Source organism: Micromonospora sp. BS32, assembly GCF_059089345.1.
This window is the reverse complement of record NZ_JBSSHR010000013.1, coordinates 127530-149778: the sequence shown is the minus strand read 5'-3', so window position 1 is coordinate 149778 and position 22249 is coordinate 127530. Positions and strand designations below refer to the sequence as shown.

At 70.2% G+C, this 22249-nt stretch carries 22 protein-coding genes; 13 read left to right on the top strand and 9 right to left on the bottom strand.

What is annotated here, in order from left to right:
* Window position 1: 1 nt before the first annotated feature.
* Together AC5RWQ_RS20250 and AC5RWQ_RS20245 are read right to left on the bottom strand one after the other, a co-directional pair.
* Window positions 2-1630, bottom strand: coding sequence for an isovaleryl-CoA dehydrogenase (locus AC5RWQ_RS20250; protein ID WP_494284274.1), 1629 nt, complete (start codon window positions 1628-1630; stop codon window positions 2-4).
* Window positions 1627-2226, bottom strand: coding sequence for a TetR/AcrR family transcriptional regulator (locus AC5RWQ_RS20245; protein WP_494284273.1), 600 nt, complete (start codon window positions 2224-2226; stop codon window positions 1627-1629). The genes AC5RWQ_RS20250 and AC5RWQ_RS20245 overlap by 4 nt, the downstream gene beginning before the upstream one ends.
* Window positions 2227-2417: 191 nt before the next feature.
* On the opposite strand from AC5RWQ_RS20245, the gene AC5RWQ_RS20240 reads away from it, so the two are divergent.
* Entirely contained in the window at window positions 2418-3584 is a 1167-nt protein-coding gene (locus AC5RWQ_RS20240; RefSeq protein WP_494284272.1) for an MFS transporter, read from the top strand.
* A gap of 299 nt (window positions 3585-3883) precedes the next feature.
* Here the strand turns inward: AC5RWQ_RS20240 and AC5RWQ_RS20235 are convergent, their stop codons facing one another.
* Window positions 3884-5086, bottom strand: a complete 1203-nt coding sequence (locus tag AC5RWQ_RS20235; protein WP_494284271.1) for a YncE family protein — start codon at window positions 5084-5086, stop codon at window positions 3884-3886.
* A 142-nt stretch (window positions 5087-5228) separates the two neighbouring features.
* On the opposite strand from AC5RWQ_RS20235, the gene AC5RWQ_RS20230 reads away from it, so the two are divergent.
* The 3 genes from AC5RWQ_RS20230 (at window position 5229) to AC5RWQ_RS20220 (ending at window position 7159) form a co-directional block, all read left to right on the top strand.
* Entirely contained in the window at window positions 5229-5783 is a 555-nt protein-coding gene (locus AC5RWQ_RS20230; protein WP_494284312.1) for an RNA polymerase sigma factor, read from the top strand.
* Window positions 5776-6495, top strand: a complete 720-nt coding sequence (locus AC5RWQ_RS20225; RefSeq protein WP_494284270.1) for a hypothetical protein — start codon at window positions 5776-5778, stop codon at window positions 6493-6495. Before AC5RWQ_RS20230 ends, AC5RWQ_RS20225 begins: the two co-directional genes overlap by 8 nt.
* Before the next feature lie 157 nt (window positions 6496-6652).
* Window positions 6653-7159 (top strand): hypothetical protein, encoded by a 507-nt coding sequence (locus AC5RWQ_RS20220; RefSeq protein ID WP_494284269.1) that lies wholly within the window; start codon window positions 6653-6655, stop codon window positions 7157-7159.
* Between the two features lie 104 nt (window positions 7160-7263).
* Here the strand turns inward: AC5RWQ_RS20220 and AC5RWQ_RS20215 are convergent, their stop codons facing one another.
* Complete coding sequence (locus AC5RWQ_RS20215; protein ID WP_494284268.1) at window positions 7264-7683, bottom strand: MmcQ/YjbR family DNA-binding protein; 420 nt, start codon at window positions 7681-7683, stop codon at window positions 7264-7266.
* A gap of 138 nt (window positions 7684-7821) precedes the next feature.
* Between AC5RWQ_RS20215 and AC5RWQ_RS20210 the strand changes: the two genes are divergently transcribed.
* On the top strand, window positions 7822-8937 hold the full coding sequence (locus AC5RWQ_RS20210; RefSeq protein ID WP_494284267.1) for a WD40/YVTN/BNR-like repeat-containing protein: 1116 nt from the start codon (window positions 7822-7824) through the stop codon (window positions 8935-8937).
* Complete coding sequence (locus AC5RWQ_RS20205) at window positions 8934-9230, top strand: MoaD/ThiS family protein (protein WP_494284266.1); 297 nt, start codon at window positions 8934-8936, stop codon at window positions 9228-9230. Before AC5RWQ_RS20210 ends, AC5RWQ_RS20205 begins: the two co-directional genes overlap by 4 nt.
* A gap of 24 nt (window positions 9231-9254) precedes the next feature.
* Here the strand turns inward: AC5RWQ_RS20205 and AC5RWQ_RS20200 are convergent, their stop codons facing one another.
* Window positions 9255-10400 (bottom strand): hypothetical protein, encoded by a 1146-nt coding sequence (locus AC5RWQ_RS20200; protein ID WP_494284265.1) that lies wholly within the window; start codon window positions 10398-10400, stop codon window positions 9255-9257.
* Window positions 10401-10584: 184 nt separating this feature from the next.
* Between AC5RWQ_RS20200 and AC5RWQ_RS20195 the strand changes: the two genes are divergently transcribed.
* Window positions 10585-11133, top strand: coding sequence for a YceI family protein (locus tag AC5RWQ_RS20195; protein ID WP_494284264.1), 549 nt, complete (start codon window positions 10585-10587; stop codon window positions 11131-11133).
* A 105-nt stretch (window positions 11134-11238) separates the two neighbouring features.
* Window positions 11239-11631 carry a nuclear transport factor 2-like protein gene (locus AC5RWQ_RS20190; RefSeq protein WP_494284263.1) on the top strand — a complete coding sequence of 131 codons (393 nt, stop codon included), beginning with the start codon at window positions 11239-11241 and terminating at the stop codon, window positions 11629-11631.
* A gap of 12 nt (window positions 11632-11643) precedes the next feature.
* On the opposite strand, the gene AC5RWQ_RS20185 is transcribed toward AC5RWQ_RS20190, so the two are convergent.
* A complete protein-coding gene (locus tag AC5RWQ_RS20185) occupies window positions 11644-11985 on the bottom strand; it encodes a DUF4326 domain-containing protein (protein WP_494284262.1) in 342 nt (113 codons plus the stop codon).
* 149 nt (window positions 11986-12134) lie between these two features.
* Between AC5RWQ_RS20185 and AC5RWQ_RS20180 the strand changes: the two genes are divergently transcribed.
* The 3 genes from AC5RWQ_RS20180 (at window position 12135) to AC5RWQ_RS20170 (ending at window position 14545) form a co-directional block, all read left to right on the top strand.
* Window positions 12135-12500 carry a hypothetical protein gene (locus tag AC5RWQ_RS20180; protein WP_494284261.1) on the top strand — a complete coding sequence of 122 codons (366 nt, stop codon included), beginning with the start codon at window positions 12135-12137 and terminating at the stop codon, window positions 12498-12500.
* 179 nt (window positions 12501-12679) lie between these two features.
* Complete coding sequence (gene folE, locus AC5RWQ_RS20175) at window positions 12680-13273, top strand: GTP cyclohydrolase I FolE (protein ID WP_494284260.1); 594 nt, start codon at window positions 12680-12682, stop codon at window positions 13271-13273.
* Window positions 13274-13291: 18 nt separating this feature from the next.
* Window positions 13292-14545: an NAD(P)/FAD-dependent oxidoreductase gene (locus AC5RWQ_RS20170; protein ID WP_494284259.1), complete on the top strand. Its 1254-nt coding sequence runs from the start codon at window positions 13292-13294 to the stop codon at window positions 14543-14545.
* A gap of 41 nt (window positions 14546-14586) precedes the next feature.
* Here AC5RWQ_RS20170 and AC5RWQ_RS20165 read toward each other — a convergent pair whose 3' ends face one another.
* A complete protein-coding gene (locus AC5RWQ_RS20165) occupies window positions 14587-15207 on the bottom strand; it encodes a helix-turn-helix transcriptional regulator (protein ID WP_494284258.1) in 621 nt (206 codons plus the stop codon).
* Between the two features lie 261 nt (window positions 15208-15468).
* The gene (locus AC5RWQ_RS20160; RefSeq protein ID WP_494284257.1) at window positions 15469-16308 is read right to left on the bottom strand and encodes a G5 domain-containing protein; all 840 of its coding nucleotides are present in this window, start codon (window positions 16306-16308) and stop codon (window positions 15469-15471) included.
* 259 nt (window positions 16309-16567) lie between these two features.
* Here AC5RWQ_RS20160 and AC5RWQ_RS20155 point away from each other — a divergent pair, with 259 nt between their 5' ends.
* Complete coding sequence (locus AC5RWQ_RS20155) at window positions 16568-17701, top strand: DUF4236 domain-containing protein (RefSeq protein ID WP_494284256.1); 1134 nt, start codon at window positions 16568-16570, stop codon at window positions 17699-17701.
* Window positions 17702-17824: 123 nt separating this feature from the next.
* Here AC5RWQ_RS20155 and AC5RWQ_RS20150 read toward each other — a convergent pair whose 3' ends face one another.
* Window positions 17825-20062: a transglycosylase domain-containing protein gene (locus AC5RWQ_RS20150; RefSeq protein ID WP_494284255.1), complete on the bottom strand. Its 2238-nt coding sequence runs from the start codon at window positions 20060-20062 to the stop codon at window positions 17825-17827.
* 261 nt (window positions 20063-20323) lie between these two features.
* Between AC5RWQ_RS20150 and AC5RWQ_RS20145 the strand changes: the two genes are divergently transcribed.
* Complete coding sequence (locus AC5RWQ_RS20145; RefSeq protein WP_494284254.1) at window positions 20324-22156, top strand: AMP-dependent synthetase/ligase; 1833 nt, start codon at window positions 20324-20326, stop codon at window positions 22154-22156.
* Window positions 22157-22249: the final 93 nt, after the last annotated feature.

Genomic DNA, 22249 nt, shown 5'->3' with positions numbered 1-22249 from the left:
GTCAGCCCACCTTAGGTGTGGCGCGGGAGATGATCGCGGCGAAGTCGACGCCGGCCGGCAGGGTGCCGTACGCCTGGCCGTGGTCGCCGCCGAGCCGGGACGCGCAGAAGGCGTCGGCGACGGCGGGGTGGCCGTGCCGTACCAGCAGCGAGCCCTGCAGCACCAGGGCGAGCCGCTCGACGACGCGCCGCGCCCGCAGTTCGAGGTCGTCGGGGTCGGACAGGTCGGCTCGCACCTGGCGGACTGCGGCGTCGAGCCGTGCGTCGGCGCCGGCAGCGGCGCTCAGCTCGGCCTGGAACGCCTCCACGACCTGGGGTTCCTTGACGAGGGCACGCAGTACGTCCAGTGCGGCGACGTTGCCTGATCCCTCCCAGATCGAGTTCAGTGGCGACTCGCGGAACAACCGCGGCATGCCCGACTCCTCGACGTAGCCGTTGCCGCCCAGGCACTCGAGGGCCTCGGCGGCGTGTGCCGGCCAGCGCTTGCAGACCCAGTACTTGCCGACGGCGAGGGCGAGCCGTTTGAACGCGGTCTCGCTGGCGTCGCCGCGCGCGGATCGGTCGGTCGCTCCGGCGAGGCGCATCATGAGGACGGTGGCGGCCTCGGACTCGATCGCGAGGTCGGCGAGCACGTTGCGCATCAGTGGCTGGTCGATGAGGTACCGGCCGAAGGTCTGCCGGTGGGTGGCGTGGTGGGCGGCGGTGATCACGCCTTGGCGCATCCCGGCCGCCGCGCCGATGACGCAGTCGAGGCGGGTCAGGTTGACCATGTCGATGATCGTGCGCACGCCACTGCCCTCGTCTCCGACGCGCCAGGCGACCGCCTGCTCGTATTCGACCTCCGCCGAGGCGTTGGACCGGTTGCCGAGCTTGTCCTTCAGGCGCATCAGCCGCATCGGGTTGCGGGTGCCGTCGGGGAGGACACGCGGGACGAGGAAGCAGGTGATTCCGCCCGGCGCCTGGGCGAGCGTGAGGAAGATGTCGCACATAGGCGCCGACGTGAACCACTTGTGCCCGACGAGCCGGTAGGTGCCGTCCGGCTCAGGGCGGGCGGTGGTGGTGTTGGCGCGGACGTCCGAGCCGCCCTGCTTCTCCGTCATCGACATGCCCGCCAGCAGCCCCTGCTTGGCCAGCGGCGGACGCAGCCCGAAGTCGTACGTCGTGGCGGTGAGCAGCGGCTCGTACCGGGCGGCCAGCTCCGGGTTGTGCCGCAGCGCCGGCACTGCCGCATAGGTCATCGAGATCGGGCAGCCGTGGCCGGCGTCGGGCCGCCAGGTGTAGAACTTGGCGGCCCGGGCCACGTGTGCGCCCGGTCGGTCGTCCGCCCACGGTGCGGCGTGCAGGCCGTGCGTGACCGCGGTGCGCATCAGCTCGTGCCAGGCGGGGTGGAACTCCACCTCGTCGATCCGATGGCCGTAGCGGTCGTGGGTGCGAAGGACCGGCGGATGCTCGTTGGCCAGCCGCCCGTACTCGATGGCCTGTTCGCTGCCACCGAGCCGGCCGAGCTCGTGCAGCTCGGCGGTGGCCCAGCCGGCGCCCTCCCGCTCGAGCCCGTCGAGCAGTGCCGGGTCGTCCGCCGCGTCATAGCCGGCGAGCGGTGGAACCTGGTTGAAGACCTCGTGTGTCGTCACGGCGATACTCCCAGCGCGCGGTGGATGAAGGCGATCAGGGCGGGGATGGTCTCCGGGCCGGCGACCCCGGCGGCCAGCGGACCGACCATGGCCTCGGCCAGGGCGCCGACCAGCGCGGTCGCGGTCAGCTCCGGATCTTGCGGGGGTAGTTCACCGCTCGCCACACCCGCCGCGACGTACCCGGCGATCAGTTCGGCGTACGCGCGGCGGAAGACGAGCCGCTCGGCGTCGACCGCCGGGTCGACCGGCTCGGCAAGCAGGGCATACGCCAACCGTGGGGACTGCAGCGCGCGGCCGGAGAACGTCTCGACGACGGCTGCCATCTGCTCGGCGGCGGAGGTCTCCAGCGCTGCGGCGCGCGCGACCGCGTCCACCTCGCGCTGGGAGGCCGTGCGGAACACCTCGGCGAACAGGTCGGCCTTGGTCGGGAAGTGGCGGTAGACGCTGCCGGTCGCCACGCCCGCCCGCTCCGCGACGGCGGCGACCGAGCAGCCGGCGTACCCGTGCTCGGCCATGATTCCCAGCGCCGCGGCGATGAGCCGCTCCCGGGAGGCGTTCAGCCGAGCCTTCACCCGCTCGGTGCTCCGATACGCCACGCAAGAATTGAACCATCATTCAATCCTTGGCGACAAGGTGTCGTGTCGCCCGGCCGGCCTCGCCGGGCCGTCGCGGTGGTGCGAACGGAAGCGGTAGTCGGGGTGATCCAGGCCCGGCCACCTTGCCGGTGGACCAGACTGCGTGGGTGAAAATCACCGCGCCCACAATCAGGTGGACGCCGTGGCGGTTCGTGACCGCCTTCGGTGTTGTCAGCCTGCTGTCAGACGTGGTGTACGAGGGCGCCCGGTCAGTCATCGGCCCCTACCTGGCCACCTTCGGCGCGTCCGCGACCGTCGTCGGGCTGGTCACCGGCGTCGGGGAGGCGTTCGCCCTGGTCGGGCGGCTGGGTACCGGACCGCTCGCCGACCGTACCCGGGCCTACTGGCCGCTCGTCCTGGTCGGCTACGCCGTGACCATGGTCGCCGTGCCCGCTCTCGGGCTGACCACCGCGCTGTGGCTGGCTGCGGCGCTGTTCATCGCGGAGCGCGCCGGCAAGGCGGTCCGCGGCCCGGCGAGGGATGTCATGCTCTCCCACGCCGCTGCGGCAGTCGGCCGCGGCAAGGGCTTCGCCGTCCATGAGGCGCTTGACCAGGCCGGCGGCGTGGCGGGGCCGCTGCTGGTCGCCGCCGTACTGGCCGCCACCGCCCACAACTACCGGCCCGCGTTCCTGGCCTTGGCCGTACCCGCGGTGGCGGGAATGCTCCTGCTGCTGTGGCTACGCGCCGGGGTTCCCGACCCGCGTCGCTTCGAACCGGGCCCTCGACCCGGCGCGGCGGCCGCCCCGCCGGGCGGCCGGCTGCCCCGCGTGTTCTGGACCTATCTGGCGTTCACGGCGGTGACGACGGCCGGCTACGCCACCTTCGGGGTGCTCAGCTTCCACCTCGCCACGCGGCACGTCGTACCGGTGGCGGTGATCCCGGTCGTGTACGCCGGCGCGATGGGCATCGACGCGTTCGCCGCGCTGGCGTCCGGATGGCTGTATGACCGGGCCGGCGTCCGGGTACTGGCCGCCGTACCGGTGCTGACCGCCCTGATCCCGTTGGCTGCCTTCACCACCGTCCCGGCGACCGCGGTCGCCGGGGTCCTGGCCTGGGGCGCCGTGCTCGGCATTCAGGAATCCACGATGCGTGCGGCCATCGCCGACATCGTCCCCGCCGCTCGGCGGGGCACCGCTTACGGCATCTTCGCCGCCGGGTTGGGCGGGGCGACCCTGGTCGGTGGGCTGCTCACCGGGGCCCTCTACGACTACTCGATCGCCGCCGTGATCGTCACCGTGGCCGGCATCCAGGTCGTCGCCCTGGCCCTGTTCCTCGCCACCGTTCGACCGGCCACGCAGGCCCGAGTTCTTCGCCGATGACCTTTCGGATCGTCTCTCGGAGGGGCCAAGGAGTGCCAACACCGTCGGCCCCAGGCAGTCATGGCCGCGTCGCGCGACCTCCACGGGCGCCGTTTTGCCGGACAGCGCTCGGGTAAAGCGGCGCTCGTCGCCTCAGGAGTGGGGCCGCGACGCACGGTCCGGGAGGGAGAACTCGTGAACTACGCCGGGTTTCTCGAAGCAGTGGGGAAGCGGGCGGGGCCTGACCCCGCACGACGTGCGTACGTGCTGGTGTGAGGGGCCAGACTCGACTCGGCACCCCCGGACGCAGGTTGCCCACGTCAGGCCAGACCGTGCACGCCGACGAGGCGGGGGACAGCGACGCGGCCCAGTTCGGTGCCGGTGCCGGGATCGTGCCAGCTCACGCCATCGTTCTGGCCCACGTAGAGGCGTCTGCCGTCGCGGCTCAGCACGAGGCCGGAAACGGGTTCGCGGACCCGCCAGTCAGCCGCGCGGCCGGGGCGCGTGAGATCCATCGTCCGTACCACCGTGCCGGCGCCGATGAAGAGGCGGTCGCTGTCGGCGGCGGCGTGTGCGGTCCCGACGCCCCTGGGCTGCGTGTCTGTCCGGCGTACGCTCAGCTCCTCGGTGTCGATCTCAGCGATGGTGCCCGACGTGACGTCGGCGACGAAGAGCCGAACGCCGTCGGGGCTGATCGTCATGGCGTGGCCGATCGCGGCCGCCTCACCGAACGGATGTGGCAGGTCGATGCAGTACGCCCATCGCTCGCTGAGGTGCAGCGTGTGGACGAATGCGTGCACGTTGCCCGGCCGCCCGCTGACGAGGTTGCGGGTGTGCTGGTGGTCGGGCTGGTGGGTGTAGAGCGTGTAGAGGGTGGTGCGATCCGGCGAGAGCACGGCCTGGCGTCCGTCGCCGCGCATCTCCTCCTCGGCGCCGGGCGGCACCGGCGCCTTGGTACGGGTGTGGAGCGGACCGGGTGTCCCGGTGGCGAGATCGACGACGCGGACCCGGTAGCGGTCCGGCGCCGTCGCCGGGAGCCACTCGAGGACGAAGAGCCCGGCGAGATCCGCGGTGAACGTCTCCGGTACGAAGTTGCCCCGCAACTCCAGCCGGTGTTGGACGCCGGTGACGTCGGCGATCAGCACGGGGGTCACGTCCCGCCCCTCCGGGCGCCCCTTGGTGGCATTCACCTCGTTCGACGTGAGCGCCACCGTACCGTTGGCGGAGACGGCCTGCGGCACCCAGCGTCCGGGCAGCTTGACCCGAGTGGAGGTGCCGCCCGTGGCGGTGTCGATCCGCCACAGGGCGGTGTCGGCGCCCTCGGGTGCGGTCGCGTAGATCGCCCGCCCGTCGGCGGTGGCGAGAGAACGCGGGATCGTCTGCCGGTCCGCACCACTCAGTAGGCCAAGCCCGTCGTCGACCTCGACGAGCAGTGGGTCAGGGATCGTGACGCCACGGGCCTGACTCAGGTGCCGAGCTCGATCGCAGCCGACCAACGCCGCGGTGCCCGCACCGACGAGCACGGTCAGAAGTGTGCGACGGGAGATCCTTGTCGTTGCCAGCATGCCTTGGGGACACCGCCACACCCGCCGAGGTTCCACCCCCGTCCCTGGAACCCATCCGGTGCGGGCGGTGTCATGTGTGTGATCCAACTGGAGGTTTCCACTGGACGACGAAGAGCTCGTCACCGGCGCTCGGGCAGGTGACCTGGGGGCGTATGACCTCCTGGTCGCCCGGCACACCGCGTCCGCCTACCGGACGGCGGTTCTGCTCGGCGCGGGTTCGGACGCGGAGGACGTCATCCAGGAGGCGTTCGTGAAGGCATACCGCAAGCTGTCCCGCTATCGGGGAGAGTCGTCCTTTCGCGCGTGGCTTCTCGCGATCGTCGCCAACGAGACCCGCAACATGCACCGCTCACGCAGCCGGCGGGACGGACTCATCCTGCGGGCCGCGGCGGCGAACCCAGAGTCGCAGATCGCCGAGGACGGCGCGGTGGGCGGCGTCCTCGCCGCCGAGCGACGGGCCACGCTGGTGCGGGCCCTGCGGCTGCTGCCGGTGACGGACCGTGAGGTGATCGTGTGCCGGTTCCTCCTTGATCTCAGCGAGGAGGAGACCGTGACGATGCTGGGCTGGCCCAGAGGCACGGTGAAGTCGCGGACGTCCCGAGCGCTGGCGAAGCTCCGCGTCCTGCTCGACCGCGAGGAGGTGCGCCGTGGATGACCTCGAACGGGAGTTGCGTGACCTCACCGAGTGGCTGGACACACCCGCCGCCCCTGACGTTGCCGACCGCGTACGCGCCCGACTGGCCGCGCCCGCGCGAAGGCGACGCCGGTGGCGCTACTACCTCGCCGTGGCGCTCGTCGCCCTGCTCGTCGCGGTGCTGCCGCCGGGGCGGGCCGCCCTCGCCGACGCCGTGGCGGGGCTGCTGCGCTTCTCCGGAATCATCATCGACACGTCGTCGGCGCCGATCTCGCCCACCGGCAGTCCGTCGCCGCTGCCGTCGCAGCGGCCCGCCTCCCTCCACGAGGCGCAGGGGAAGGTCCGCTTCCCGATCCGCCTGCCGACGAAGCTGGGTCCGCCCGAGCAGGTACTGGTCGCCGACGCCGACGGCACCGCCTCCTACCGGGTGGTCACCCTGCTCTACCGCGGGGGTGCGTTGCGCGTCGATGCCTTCGACGGTCGCCTCGACCCGGTCTTCCAGAAGCAGGCCGCCGGGCCAGGAGTGGAATGGGTCCAGGTCGACGCAGGCTTCGCGGTCTGGATCGGCGGCCCACACGCGCTGGCCTACGTGGATCGTGCGGGCACGGTCCATGTGGCGAGCGCGCGGCTCGCCGCCTCGACCCTGATCTGGGAGGAGGCCGGCGTGAGCTACCGGCTCGAAGGCGACCTGACCAAGGGCGAGGCGATCGAGATCGCCAACTCGCTGAATTGAGCGAGGGACGGCGGTCGCTTTCGTGGTGACAGTCGAGCCGGCAGGTCGGGTGGGGAACCCCGAGGGCCCGAGCGGTGTCCTGAATGGTGCGAGGCACGAACGGGGTCAGCGGGTACGACGTTTGTCCGGAGGGCGCGAGATGGGTTCATGGGGCAGGGTGTTGCTGGGGTCGGCGGTCCTGCTGGCGGCATGCACGACCACGGGGCGGTCAGCCACGCCGGTCGGCGCTCCGGCCACCACGGCCCCGGCGAATCCCCCGGCGAGCACTGCGTCGGGCTGCGGCTCACGGATCGAGACGGGTGTCCTGCCGGACTGGGCGGACGCCGGGTTCAGTGGGGAGGCCCGGATCCCGCACGTCTTCGGCGCGAAGGGCGAGATCGTCGCGGTGCTGTTCGGTCACCCGCTGGCGCTGGGCCGGGACGAGGGGCCCACCAACAAGATCCTCTGGGTCTCCGATCCTGCGGCGACGTCGTCCGACACGGCGTCGCCCGCCACCCTGGCGATCACCGCGACGTTGGACGGAACCGACACGCGGGTGAACCGGGAGGTCGCCGGCGGCCCCGGCCCGTCGATCATCGACATGCCGCGGGCCGGTTGCTGGCACCTCGAACTCCACTGGTCGGGACACGCTGACACCATGGACCTCGTCTACGCCGAAGGCTAGCGTGATGCCCAGCACCGTTGTCGACAGCGTGGCGTGACGCGGAGAGCGTACGGCGGTAATCGATGATGCTGGCGATTCGTGGGCGTCGGACGCCCGGAGTTCGACTACTCGAGATCGATCGGCCGGTCGACGAGGGCGGCCAGCCGCTTGGGCGCCAGGACGCAATAGCTTTCCGTGAGCAGTTCGGCGACCTCGTCCCAGTCGACCCGGTCGTCGAGCACCATGCCAACGACGTCGGCGCCCCAACCCGGCTCGTAGAACGGGTGGCCGCTGGCGATCAGCCCGGCGATCTCGTCGCCGGGCGATCGGAACGTCAGCACGCAGATGGGCTGATCCGTCGCGGCAGCGCGGGCGTAGGCCGCCTGGTGGCCGGGGTCGGCCGTGAGCACGTGGGCGAACGTGCGGTTGCGGATCCGCCACCGCGTGCCCACCCACGCCGGCTCCTCGTAGGTCTCCGGCAGCCCGAGGCAGACCGGCCGGAGCCGGTCGAGGATCTCGGACGGAACGTCTCCAGGGCCAGTCACGCTCGCGACGCTATCCGGCCCCTCCGACAGGCTGGCGACGTCGATTCGTCGTAGCCAGGGAGTACGACTGACGGAGACCGATGATTATCGGCTTGGTGGACGGTCTACCCAAGGGAAACGAGTGGAAAGGATGAGGATATGAGCGGCGTACGGGTGCTGGTGGGCACGCGCAAGGGCGCGTTCACGTTGACGTCGGACGGCAGGCGCGACGACTGGACGGTCGACGGACCCCATTTCGGCGGCTGGGAGATCTACCATCTCACCGGGTCGCCGGTTGACCCGAACCGGCTCTACGCGTCCCAGTCGGGCGGCTGGTTCGGGCAGCTGATCCAGCGCTCGGACGACGGCGGCAAGAGCTGGAACACGGTCGGCAACGACTTCGCGTACGAGGGCGAGGCCGGCGATCACCTGTGGTACGACGGCACCCCGCGCCCGTGGGAGTTCAAGCGGATCTGGCACCTGGAGCCGTCCCGGGACGACCCCGACACCGTGTACGCGGGTGCGGAGGACGCCGCGCTCTACCTGTCGACCGACGGCGGTCTGAAGTGGAACGAACTCACCGCGCTGCGTACGCACCCGACCGGGCCGACGTGGCAGCCCGGCGCCGGCGGGATGTGCCTGCACACGATCATCCTGGACCCGGTGAACAAGGACCGGATGTACGTCGCCATCTCGGCTGCGGGCGCGTTCCGTAGCGACGACGGCGGCGCCAGCTGGCTGCCGATCAACAAAGGCCTGCGCTCCGGGGAGATCCCCGACCAGGACGCCGAGGTCGGCCACTGCGTGCACCGCATCACCCAGCACCCGTCCCGGCCGGACACCCTCTTCATGCAGAAGCACTGGGACGTCATGCGCAGCGACGATGCCGGCGCGAACTGGCGCGAGGTGAGCGGCGATCTGCCGTCGGACTTCGGATTCCCGATCGCGGTGCACGCGCATGAGCCGGAGACCATCTACGTGGTGCCGATCAAGAGCGACTCCGAGCACTTCCCGCCGGAGGGCAAGCTGCGCGTCTACCGCAGCCGCAGCGGCGGCGAGCAGTGGGAGCCGCTGACCAACGGTCTGCCGCAGTCACACTGCTACGTCAACGTGCTGCGCGACGCGATGGCGGTCGACACGCTCGACCCCTGCGGGATCTATTTCGGCACCACCGGTGGCCAGGTCTACCACTCGGCCGACGGCGGCGACAGCTGGGCGCCGATCGTGCGGGACCTGCCTGCGGTGCTCTCCGTGGAAGTCCAGGTGCTCCCGTGATCCGGGTCGTCCTCCCGGCCCACCTGAAGAACCTGGCCCATGTCACCGGTGAGGTACGTCTCGAGGTGGCCGGTCCGGTCACCCAGCGCCTGATCCTGGACACCCTCGAGGCGCAGTATCCGATGCTGCTCGGCACCGTCCGCGACCGCCACAGCGGCAAGCGCCGCGCGTTCGTCCGCTTCTACGCCTGCGAGCAGGACCTGTCCAACGACTCGCCGGACGCACCACTGCCCGAGGAGGTGATCGCCGGCAAGGAACCATTCATCATCCTCGGGGCGATGGCCGGGGGATAGGGCATCGCCGCCGGCCCCGGTCTTCTACGGCGAGATCCGTACCTCCACCGAGCTGATGAACCACCGAAAGTCGGACGTGCTGTCGATGGACACGTCGTTCGTGCCGCTCTTGTCGAACGAACGGGTCCCGGCGCACACGACGACGGACTGACCCGCCGGCACCGGTCCCGCGCTGAACAGTTGCGCGAAGTAGTGAGCGCCACGGGTCAACTTCTCCTGCAGGAAGCTGTCGTCATCGTCGGTCTCCTCGTCGAGGACCGACATCTGGGCATACGACGGCTCGGCTACGTTGGGATGCAGGACGTCGAGCATCAGGAAGTTCTGCTGGCCGGTGCGGGAGTTCGACCATCCCCATTCGTCCTCTGTCTCCAGGCGGTGCGTCGCCTCGACGCATTGCGCATCGATGAGGACCTCGACCAGACCTGTCGTTGGCGGGACGAAGGCGAATGCCACCGCGCTGAAGGCATCGCCGGACGCGTAGTCGAAGTCGCCGGCGTCGCTGTTCTCCATCGTGATCGAGATGCCCACGTCTCCGACCGACGGGTTCAGCGTGTGGATCCGATCCACGACGAAGTTGTCGTTGTGCACCGGGACGAAGCCGAAGTTGAACCCGAAGAACGGCGGCCGGAAGACCTCCCACCGGTGCGGGCCCTGGCTGTCGTCGGGATCAAAGATGCCCCAGGGCAGCGCGCGATCGTGGAACGGAGACAGGCTCAACCATTTGTCGAGGTTCTTCGAGAGGTGAAAACCGGCGCTGATGTTTTCGTCGGCCGTGAAGACGTCGGTGATCGCCTCGTGGTATTCCGTCCCTATCGCAGCCAGCTCGTCTCGCCTGATGTCTCGACTCCGCAGGAATGCGTCGGCCTTCTGCTTCCTGGCCTTGTTCAATTTGTCGTAGCTGGCCGCCAGGCCTTCGGGCGGCTGAAGAAGATCACGAAAAGTCAGCCGCTCCTGACGCATCAGGTCGCTCAGTTCCGCCCAGTTGTCGTCGCCCAGCAGGCGCCGCAGCCGGTCAGTTGCCTTGGCCGACAGTTTCGCGGCTGTGCTGCTGCGCTTCTCGGTGATCTTCCGTAGGCGCTTCTCGCGTTCCTTGGCCGCCGCGTCCGCCGATCGCTGGGCTTCCGCCGGGAACTGGCTGAAATTGCGAATGTCCTTACACGTATCGAACACGTGGACCACCCCACTAAGGCCTTGCGTCCATGTTGCTCCGAAATCTCCCTGGGTGGCCATACGGGTTGTGCCATGTTTGCAACACCGCATCTACCTTCAAATGCAATCAATCAGACGCTGTGCCAGTCGAGGCTCCTGACGCGTTGGCCGCATGGGCAGTGGTCGTCTCGCCTACGCTGGACGGGTGGTGATCAGAACCGGCCGGTCGCGGTTCGGCCCGGACAACGGCCGCATGTTGCTGCGCACGGGCCGCAAGGGTGTCGGCTCGACCGTCGGCCACGATCTGACCATCGAGGTGACCGACTGGTCCGTGGAACTGGACGTGCCGGAGACCGGGCCGCCGGATGCCACCGCAACCGCCCGCATCGACTTGGGGTCCCTGGCGGTGCGCGAGGGAAAGGGCGGCGCGGTGCCGCTCACCGACAAGGACCGCGGTGAGATCGAGAACAACGCCCGGCGGACGCTGGACGTCGATCGCCACCCGACGGCCACCTTCCAGTCCACCCGCGTCGTCACCGACGGCGGCACCGCCACGATCAGCGGAACTCTCACGCTGCACGGGGTCACCGCCCCCATCGACGTCGAGGTGCGCGAACTGACGCCCGATCGGTACGGCGCCACGACGGTGGTGACCCAGTCGGCGTACGGAATCAAGCCTTACTCGGCCTTCCTCGGCGCGCTCAAGGTCCGGGACGACGTCGAGGTGGAGATCGACGTCCGCCTCGGAGGTTGACCGGCCCCCGGGTCCGCCGCCGCCGGGCGTCCCGGCGCAGGAGCTCGGACGCGAATCACGAGATCCTTGTCCGAGCGTGGGCGATTCATTACTAAAGTTTCGGTAATGGACGTCGACGCGAGCACCCGGCTTGAACGCATCCTCGGCATACCGCTGGCGGAGGATGCGGTACGTCAATGGCCGCAGTCCGGCGAACTGATCCGCGGCCGGGCGCGGATCGCGGAGGTGGAGTCGCACTTCGCCGGGCTTCGGCTCGGCGTGGGCCGGCGACACTCCTGCGCAAACACCCTGATCGTCGAGTGGAGCAACGACTACGGCGACGGCCGGATCTACCGCAACGTCTCGATCGCTGAGGTGCGCGACGGTGAGGCCATCACGGTGACGGACTACTGGGGTGAGCCGTTCACCGCACCCGAGTGGCGGCAGGCGTTGGGGGAGCGCCTCGACATGCCGGCGGGTGGCGTCTGGCCGACATCCGACGAGCTCACCGTCACGTGACGCAGGTCCCCCTCACCGGCTGTCCGCCGGTGAGGCGGTCGTCGGCGGCAGGGAGTCCGCGAGTTCCGCGATCACCTCGGCGTGACAGCGCTCCGGCACGCACCAGCAACCGAGCCTGCGCCCACGCAGCTCGGGGAGGAGGGCGAGGAGGTCCGGGCGGCCGAGCAGGTACGCGCGGTACTTCTCGAGGACCTCGTCGCGGCTGCCGTCCGGCCCCGGACGGTACGGGCTGGACAGGGGAGAGGCCGGGAGGCGCCAGCCACCGCGATACATGGCCCGCCCGACATAGACCACGTCGGCGTAGGCCGGGTCGCCGCGGTGGCCCTTCAGGTTGACGACCGTGGTTGCCTGCACGATCAGCTCCTCAGTCTCCCGCCGGCAGCGCCAGTGCCGTCCCGGTCCGGCAAGCGATCCGGAACATCGGACGAGCGTAACCATCCCCATCGCCGGTCGCCGAGGGCGACGCCGCGGGCCGGCTGACCTGGGCCCGCGATGCGGTGGCCGTGCGGCGGGATGTGTTCTCGCCGCTGCCCGGCGAGGGACGGTGGGCGCCCGTCCTGCTGATGGACGGCAACATCGGCATCGGCGGGGACCCGGTCGCCCTGCTGCGCCGGTGCCGTTCCCTGAACGGTGGCAGCGGCAGTGTCCTCGTTGAACTGGAGGCGCCCGGGCACGGGCTCTGGCAGGGGCAGGCCTGCCTCGCCTTTCGCACCGTCGACGGCGAGGTGCGCCACGGACCGGTGTTCCGGTGGGCGCACGTGGACGCGGTGGCCGTGCACGGCGTGGCCGCCGCCGGACTGGTGGTCCGGGATGTCTTCCGGTCCGCCGGGCGTTGGTTCGGTGAGCTCGCCGGATCGAAGACCCACTGACGTCCCCGCCGACAGCCCGGACCGTTGACCCACCGCTGTCCCGGCGGCGTTAATTTCGTCAGCATGCGCTATTGAAATTCCGGCTCCACAGGTCCAGGATGGCGATTAAGAGCAACGGCCATTGGTGATAACGGAGGACGCGGCGTGGAACCTTCGCACCGAACCCGGGGGCAGCTGACGTGACCATCGCACCGGCCCCACGTCGCGTTGATCAGCAACCAGCACCCGACCTGGTCGCCGCCGAACAGGCCGCCGCCCGGTTCCTGGCCGCACTCGACATCGACCTGGACTCCGAGAGCCTGCGTGACACGCCCCGCCGGATGGCCCGGGCGTACGCCGAACTGCTCACCGCACGCCCGTTCGACCTGACCACCTTCCCCAACGACGAGGGCTACGACGAACTGGTGCTGGCCCGGTCCATCCCGATCCGGTCGGTGTGCGAGCACCACCTCCTGCCGTTCGTCGGTGTCGCGCATGTCGGCTACCTGCCCGGCGATCGGATCCTCGGACTGTCCAAACTCGCCCGCGTCGTGGAACTCTTTGCTCACCGTCCGCAGGTGCAGGAGCGGTTGACCAAGCAGGTGGCGGAGTGGCTGGCCCTCGAGCTGGCTCCCAAGGGCGTCGGTGTGGTCATCGAGGCGGAGCATCTGTGCATGACGTTGCGGGGGGTGCGTGCCACCGGTGCCACCACCGTGACGTCCACCCTGCTCGGAGCCCTGCGCGACGACGCCCGCTCCAGGGCCGAGTTCTTCTCCCTCACTGGAGTCCACTGACCCGAATTGGAGAGCGGCATGGAAAGCAGCCCCACATTCGTCATCGTCGGAGCCGGCCTCGCCGGCGCCAAGGCCGCCCAGACACTGCGTGAGGAGGGCTTCGACGGCCCGGTGATCCTGCTCGGTGACGAACCCGAACGGCCCTACGAGCGGCCACCGCTGTCCAAGGGCCTGCTGCTGGGGGCCACGCCGCGGCGCGACGTGTACGTGCACGATGCCGGCTGGTACGAGGCGAACGACGTCGAGTTGCGTACCGCGACCCGGGTCACCGGCATCGACCGCGACGTCCGCCAGGTTGTCCTGCACGATGGCGAACGGCTCGGATACGACAAGCTGCTGGTGGCCGCCGGCTCGACGCCCCGCCGCCTGGATGTTCCCGGCGCCGACCTGGACGGGGTCTTGTATCTGCGCACGTTGGCGGACTCCGATCGGATCGCCAGGGCCCTCACCGACCAGGCCCACCTTGTGGTGATCGGTGCCGGCTGGATCGGTCTGGAGATCGCCGCCGTCGCCCGCCAGCACGGCGCCGCCGTGACCGTGGTGGAAATCGCCGACCTGCCGTTGCAGCGGGTCCTCGGCGACGCGGTCGCCCGGGTATTCGCCGACCTGCACCGCGGGAACGACGTCACCTTCCACTTTGGCGTCGGCCTCCGACAGCTGCGGGGCGCCGGGCGAGTGTCCTCGGTGCTGCTGACCGACGGCACGGAACTGGCGGCCGACACCGTCGTCGTCGGCGTGGGCATCCAACCCAACGTGCAGTTGGCCGAGGCAGCGGGCCTGAAGGTGGACAACGGCATCGTCACCGACGCGCGGCTGCTCACCTCCGACCCGCACATCTACGCCGCGGGCGACGTGGCCAACGCCTACCACCCGCTGCTCGGCCGGCACATCCGGGTGGAGCATTGGGCAAACGCGCTCAACGGCGGCCCGGCCGCGGCGCGGTCCATGCTGGGCCAGCAGGTCGAGTACGCCCGGTTGCCGTACTTCTTCTCCGACCAGTACGACCTGGGGATGGAATATTCGGGGTGGGTGGCCCCGGATGGTTATGACCGCGTGGTGTTCCGCGGCGATCCGGCCGTGGTGGACGGCAGGACGCCGGAGTTCATGGCGTTCTGGGCCAAGGATGGCCGGGTGCTGGCTGGGATGAACGCCAATGTGTGGGACGTGACCGACCAGATCCAGACATTGGTGCGTGCGGGTCACGGGGGCAGGGCCGTCGACCTGGCCAAGCTCTCCGACCCGCGGGTGCCGCTGGTTGATCTTGTGAGTTGAGCACAGGGGCCGGTCAGCGTCGAACGAAGCGGCGGGGCGAGTCAGGCCGGACGGATCTGTACGCAGCAGGCGCCGGGGCTGGGGGTGAGCCGCGCGTGGAGGTCCGTTCGGCCCAGCCCGTCGAGCAGGCCGGCGATGAACGCCTGGTTCAGGCCGCACACCAACTCGGTCTGTTGAGCGGCGAGCTCGTGAAAGGGGCAGTTCCGCAGCCGGATCAGCTCTTGGTCGTCGGCCGGCTCGAAGCCGAGTTCGGCCAGGACGGCCGCGACCGGCCCGCCATCGGCGACCTCACGACCGATCGCTACGCCCCGCTGCGCTGCCAGGCGCAGGGCGGCCGACCGGGCATCCTGGGGATTCTCGGCAACGGCCTGGGCAAGGATCTCGCCGATCAGGTCGTAGCGGCGCTCCGGGATGGTCAGGGTGATGCAGCCGGGCGCCGCCTCGTACACCTTCGGCGTTCTACCGCGACCGCGCGGCTGGTCGGTCGGTGCCTCGTACCCGGCTTGCAGCAGTCCGGCGCCGACTAGCTTGTCGAGGTGGAACGCCGCCAGGTTGCGCGAGATGTGCTGTGCCTCGGCGGCCTCCTCCCGCGTCACCGGGTGGTCCTGACTGCGGACGTAGTCATACAGAGCCCGTCGTACCTGGTCGACGAGGGCGGTCACCGCCTGCCAGGAAGACGTCGCCATGCCGGAAGTTTATCACCAGCAGATCTTGTTGAAATTACTTGGCCGAGTTCCGCCGCAGCCGCACCTCCGGCTCGCCTTCAGGTCCCGCCGGATGGCCGCGGTCAGCTCCTGCTTCGTCCGCATAAACCCCCGACCCAATCTTCTGCCGCCCCGTCGTCGGCTCGCCTCGGCAAGCGTCGACTGCGCGGATGGTGCCCGGGTGTCGAAGCCGGGCGAGGCAGCGGTGCAAGCAGAACGTCAGGTGTCGCAGCCGATGCCGTCTCCGTCGCGGTCGAGGTCGTAGATGTCCCGGCCGACGACCCGCAGCGGTCCGTCGACGTACGCGGGCCCGTTGCCACTGCCACCGGCACAGTCAACATCGCTGGCGATAGGCACGCAGGCGCCGCTGTAGTTCGGGTCGCACGTCCGAGCCTCCTTGGTGCCGACCCTGACGACCTGCGTGACCGGGGCTTTCGTGATCTCCGATTTGACCAGCTTCCTTGCCGTCTGAACGCCGTCGGCGAGGGTGACCTGGTAGGTGAGGGTCCTGATGCCCGGGACCCCGCGGGTGGTCACCTTCCTGGTGCCCTTCGGCAGCGAGGAGTCGTAGACCGTCCTGGTCTGAAACCCCACCTTCTGCATCTCGGTGACAGTGCGCGTCTCCACCGCCGGTGTCGCGGCAGCCGCCGGCGGTGTCGCTGCCGGAACAGCTGCGGCCTGCGTGCTCGGGGCCTGCGGCGTCGATGTCAGCTCGCTCGCGCTCGGAGAGGGATCATCCGCAGCCTGGACCGTCGGGATGGACTCAGCGGCTGGATCCTTCTCCCCCTGGGAGCCGGGCTGCGGAGGCGAGACGATCGCCGCGATGGTCACTCCTCCGCAGCACAGCAGCACGAGCGTGACGGCGCTGATCAGCACGATCTTCAAAGTGCTGTTGGCCTTCTGCGGCTGCTGGTTCCAGCCACCGCCAGCCGCCGGCAACTGAGCGGTCGGATACGGCGGGGTTCTCCAATCGTGGCCGGGCGGCGGCGCGGCCGGGGGAGGAGGCGGCGGAGGCTGCGTCTGCTCGTGCCACGGGTCCTGCGGGGACTGGTACGTCACATCCTGAGTGTGCTGAACAGGGCCAACGCGCATCACCCGCCGGTCGGCCACCCGTATCGGTCTTTCGAGGACACGTCACCATACGTTCATCCGGCCAGGCATGTTCACAAAAGATCAAGTCCGGTGGAAGTCATCGCTGTGGGGTGGCAAGCGGCGTTCGGCGTCCCCCGGAGTGGAGCGTGAGAGATGCCGGCCCGGGGGAGCGGGCTTCGGATAACAGGCTGACGGACGGTCGAGGTGCCGGGGTCTACGGTCAGGTATGGGCTTCTCGATCAAGCTGGCACCCGGCGTGCGCATCCGCGCGTCGTCGCGAGGCATCCGGACCAGCGTCGGTCCGCGCGTCGCCCGAGTGCACGTCGGAGCGGGCCGGACTGGATTCTCCAGCGGCGTTGGACCCGTCGGCTTCTACACCTCCCTGGGTGGTGGTCGGGACGGCAACCGCTCCGGTGGCCGCCCTCCCTCCGCAGCCGCGTACCAGCGGCAGGTGGCCAGCCAGCAGCGCCAGGCAGTGCAGGCACAGCGGGCCGAGGAGGCGCGCCACCTGGCGCAGGCATTCCTGCGGATCCTCGAGCTGCACCGGGTGGACTTCCCCGTCGCCACCCGACCGATCGCGCCCCAACCGGCGGCCCCCGATCGGGGCAGCATCTACCAGCACTACGAGCAGCACGCCCTGGCCGGGATCGGCCTGTTCGAACGCAGCAAGCGAGCACAGGCCAAGCAGCAGGCCGTTCGGTGGGCAGAGGCCGAGGTGCAGCGGCAGTGGGCCACCCGCTGCGAGCAGCAGGCAGCCTGGCAGCAGTACCTCGACCAGCGCTGGCACGAGCTGTGCACCAATGGCGCCGAGGTGGTCCTGGAGACGCTGGAGGAAGCGTTCGAGGACAACGAGGCTCCGAGCGCCGCTGTCGGCGTCGCCGACGGGGAGGTCTCCCTTGCCGTGCTGGTGCCGAGCATCGATCAGGTCGTGCCGGAGCGCATGCCCACCACCACCCAAGCTGGGAATCTGTCGCTGCGCAAGCTGCCCCAGCGCGATCGCGCCGCCTACTACCGATTGTTCGTGTGCGGGCAGGTGCTCGTCACGATCCGGGAAGCCTTCGCCGTTGCACCCGGCCTCCGCTCCGCCCGGGTCGCGGTCCTCCGGCACGACGGCATGGACAGCTACGGGCGGCCCCGGATGTCGTGCCTGCTCGCTGCCAGGATCGACCGCCAGGCGCTGGCAGGAGTGCGCTGGGACGCGGCCGACGCCGCTACCGTCGTCACCGGCACCAGCAGTGAACTGCTGCTGAACCAGCGGCCCCGCACCGGGGAACTGCAACCCCTCAACCTCGACGCCGAGCCCGCACTCGCTGAACTCATCAGCGCCGTCGACCTCGCCGAACTCACCGGAGCCGAGTAGGTACGACCGGCGGCTCCGGCGGTCCTGGCCCGGCAGATGATCACCCTGCGTTCGCTCAGCATGTTCGTCGGGTCCACCGCCGCCCGGCCTGTCGGGGGCTGTGCCGGGCGGCGGCTGGCCCCGTCACCTCGGTGGCGGCGTCGGCGACGACTCCACGCTCCGCGACGGCTTCGGGCTCCGCGACGGGCTCGGCGTGGGCGATGGCGATTGCGTCGGCGTCGGCGTGGGCTTCCGCGTTCGAGTCGGGCTGGCGGTGACGCTCGGCCGGGTCACCGTCGGCGTCGGCTGCGCGGAGGTCGGCTGCGGCGACACCGGGGCGGTGGGTGACGGGGCGTCGTCCGGGAACGCCGGCTCCCGGAACCGGTACTTGTCCGGGTCGAGTTTGAGGGCGGCCGTGGCCTGTTCCATGAACTGCCGCCAGATCGGCCCGGGGCCGGTGGAGCCGTAGACGTCGTAGCTGCCGTCGGAGGTCCTCAGCGGCTTGCCGTCGACGGTGCCGAGCCAGACCGCGGCGGCCAGCGCGCCGGTGTAGCCGACCATCCAGGTGTGCACGTTCTGGGTGGTGCTCGTACCGGCCTGCCAGGTGCCGGTCTTGCCGGCCGAATCCCAGTCGTTGTCCAGCTTGGCGGCCTTCACCCGGCGCAGCGTCCAGTTGAGCTGGTCGATCGCCTCCTGGTCGAGCCCGATGTCGGTCTGCACCAGCTGTTCGTCGAGGATCTTCTCGTCGCCCTTGGTCACCGAGCGGACGAAGTGCGCGTCGGCCCGCTTCCCGCCGGCCGCGAAGGTCGCCATCCCGTTGGCGTGGTCCTGCACGGTGATGCCGTACTGGCCGATGCCGACCTCGGTGGAGAAGTGCCGCGCCAGCTCCTCGCCCGAGTGGCCGCGCAGCTCGACCCGCTTCGGCCGCGGGTTGCCCTTCTCGTTGGCCCACATCGAGTCGACCCCGGCCCTGGTGGCCATGTCGAGCACCTTGGCGGTGCCGAGCTGCTCGGTGAGTTCGAAGTAGGTGACGTTCAGCGAGGCGACGGTGGCCTCCCACAGCGCGCAGTCCGGCTGGCACGGCGCGCGCTCGGCGTTGCGGATCGGGCCGGCGGGGCTGCCCTTCGTCCGGCCGGAGGCGGGGAACTCCTTGGTCTCCGGGGAGTCGAAGTGCTGCTTCACCGAGATCTTCTCCTGGACCGCCGTGGCCAGGTCGTACACCTTGAACGACGACCCCGGCGGGTGCTGGCCGAAGCCACGGGCCTCGCCGTTCTCGTCGTAGTACCAGCCGGCGTAGTCGGCGCCGGAGCCGTCGCTGCCGCCGTGGTAGCCGAGCACCCGGCCGGTGCCGGGTTCCACCGCCACCAGCGCGGCCTGCCAGTTCTTCGGCTGCCCGCGGACGGCCTCGGGGGCGGTGTCGCGCCGGATATCGGCGGCCGCGTCGGCGGCGTCCTGGACCCGCTTGTCGATGGTGGTGACGATCTTGAAGCCGCCGTTGCGGAGGTAGTCGGCGGGTTTGCCCTGGAACGGCTCGGTCTGCCGCAGCTCGCTGAGCACGTGGTTGACCACCAGGCCGGTCGGCCGGTCGAGGTTGGATCGGCCTGCGTTGGGATCGAGCGGCTTGACCGTGTCCGGGTACGCCAGGTTGGCCGCCTCGTCCGCCGACAGGTAGCCCAGCTTCACCATGCCGTCGCGGATGTAGTTCCACCGGTCGATCGAGTTCTGCCGGGCCAGCGGGCTGCGCCGCGGATCGTAGCCGGGGTGGCCCTCGGGGTCGTCCGGGTCGGCCTCCGGCTGCTTCACCATGCCACAGAGCACCATCGCCTCGGCCGTGGTCAGCTGCTTCGCCGCCGGCGCGTCGCGGCGCACCGTCTTGCCGAAGTACGCCTGCGCGGCCGCCTCGATGCCGTACGAGCCCCGCCCGAACGGCACGGTGTTCAGGTAGAACCCGAGGATCTCCTCCTTGCTGTACTTGTCGTCGAGCTTCCACGCGATGACCGCCTCGCGGAGCTTGCGCGAGTAGGAGACGCCCTTGAGGTCGGCGGCCACCCGGGCGTACTGCTGGGTGATCGTCGACGCGCCCTGGCGCTGGCCGCCGGTGACGTTCGACCACGCTGCGCGCAGCACGCCGCTGAAGTCGATGCCCTTGTTCTTCCAGAACGTCCGGTCCTCGGTCGCCACGATCGCCTGCTTGGCGGCGTCGTTCATCTGGTCGTAGGGCACGATCGTGCGGTTCTCCGCGCCGAGCTTCGCCATCGGCGTACGGCCGTCGGCGAAGTAGACCGTGGTCGACTCCGGCAACTCCAGGTCGCTGGGCGTGGGCACGCTGTCGACGTAGTACGTCCCGGCGGTGAGACCGGCGCCGGCGAGCAGCGCGAGCACGGCCAGGACAATCAGTACGCGCCTGCGTCGCCGTTTCCGCGCCGTCGGGGCGGCGGTCGGTCCGGGTACGGCGGCAGCGCTGTCGTTGTTACCGGTAGGAGACACCCGTCCCCGTTACCCTGCACCCGGTCCGCCGAATCTTGACCGGTCCGCGCCGTGCCGCGATCCGAACTTCCCCGTTCCCGGCCGGTTGATCCGCTGGTCAGGTCATGATGACCGGGTGCCGTCTGGGCGGCGGTGCGGGCGAGCGGAGGAGCGGTCGTGCAGGACGTGACGGTCAAGGCGGTGGTCACCGGCACACCGGTGCCCGGCTTGGCCGAAATGGTGTGGAACAACGCCCGACAGGACCCTGAACTGGTGCAGTTCGTCCGCCCGGATCCCATTCCCCGGTCGTGGCCGGCGCGCCGGTCCGTGCAGGGCGGAGCGCTGCCGGTGACCTGCGAACAGTTCCGCGACGACGTGCTCACCCTCGCGCGCGGGTTCATCGCCGCCGGCGTCGGCCACGGGGACCGGGTGGGGTTGATGAGCCGCACCCGCTACGAGTGGACCCTCGTCGACTACGCCCTGTGGTCCGTAGGCGCGGTCACCGTTCCCATCTACGACACCTCCAGCGCGGAGCAGTTGGGGTGGATCCTGTCGGACTCGGGTGCGGTCGGGTGTGTGGTGGAGACCGCCGAGCACGACGCGATGCTCGCCGGCCTGCGCGACGACCTAGCGGCGCTGCGCCAGACGTGGCAGATCGACGCCGGGGGCCTGATCGCCCTGGCGGGCCAGGGCCGCACCGTCGACGACGGTCAAGCTGAGGCGCGGCGGCGGGCGGTGTCGGGCGGGGACCTGGCCACGATCGTCTACACCAGCGGCACGACGGGCCGGCCGAAGGGCTGCGCGCTGACCCACCGCAACATCTACTGCGACGTCAGCAACGCGACGGCGGTGCTGCCGGAGCTGCTGCACCCGGGCGCGTCGACGGTGTTGTTCCTGCCGCTGGCGCACGCGTTCGCCCGAATGATCCAGGTGGGTGTGGTGCACACCCGGTCGACGATGGTGCACAGCGCCGACCCGGGCAGGGTCTTTGACCAGCTGCGCAAGTGCCGCCCGACGTTCATCCTCGCGGTGCCGCGGGTGCTGGAGAAGATGTACGCCAGGGCCCGCCAGCGTGCCGACGACAAAAGCCGGGGACGGCTGTTCGCCGTCGCGGACACCGTCGCCGTGCGGTACAGCCGGGCCATGGACACCCGGCGGGGTCCGGGGATGCTGTTGCGGCTGGCACACGCCGGGTGCGACGTCCTGGCGTACCGGACGTTGCGCGCCGCCCTCGGCGGACGGTGCCGGCTGGCGATCGTCGGCGGCGCGCCGCTGGAGGACAGGCTGGGGCACTTCTTCCGCGGCGCCGGCATCACCGTGGTGGAGGGGTACGGGCTGACCGAGACGTCTCCGGCGGTGACGGCGAACCTGCCCTCGGCCATGCGGATCGGCACCGTCGGCCGCCCGCTGCCCGGGGCGGAGATCCGCATCGCCGACAACGGGGAGGTCCAGGTCCACGGCGAGATGGTGTTCTCCGGTTACTGGAACAACCCCGACGCCACCCGAGCGACCTTCACCGACGACGGCTGGCTGCGCACCGGTGACCTCGGCAGCCTCGACGACGACGGCTACCTGCGGATCACCGGCCGCCTCAAGGAGATCATCGTGACGGCGGCGGGCAAGAACATCGCCCCCGCCCCCATCGAGGAGCAGATCCGCGCGCACCCGTTGGTGAGCCAGTCCATGCTCGTCGGCGACGACCGGCCGTACGTGACCGCGCTGGTCACCATCGACCCACAGACCTGGCAGCGGTGGCGGGCCGCCCACGGCCACCCGGGCGCAGAGGTGGCGGACCTGCGGGACGACGCCGGGCTGCGCCAGGAGATCCAGGCCGCGGTCGACCACGCCAACGGGACGGTGTCCAAGGCGGAACACGTCAAGGAATTCCGCATCCTGCCCCGGGATTTCACCGAAGCCGATGGAGAACTCACCCCCACGTTGAAGATCAAGCGCGAGGCGGTCCACGCCCGCTACGCCGCCGACATCGAGGCCCTCTACCGCGGCCACTGACCCGTTCGACCGGACGGCGTTATTCGGTTGCCCACCGGCGTACGCGCTGGTCGACTGGGTGGGTCACCGCACCCGACCGTAGAGGATGAGAGA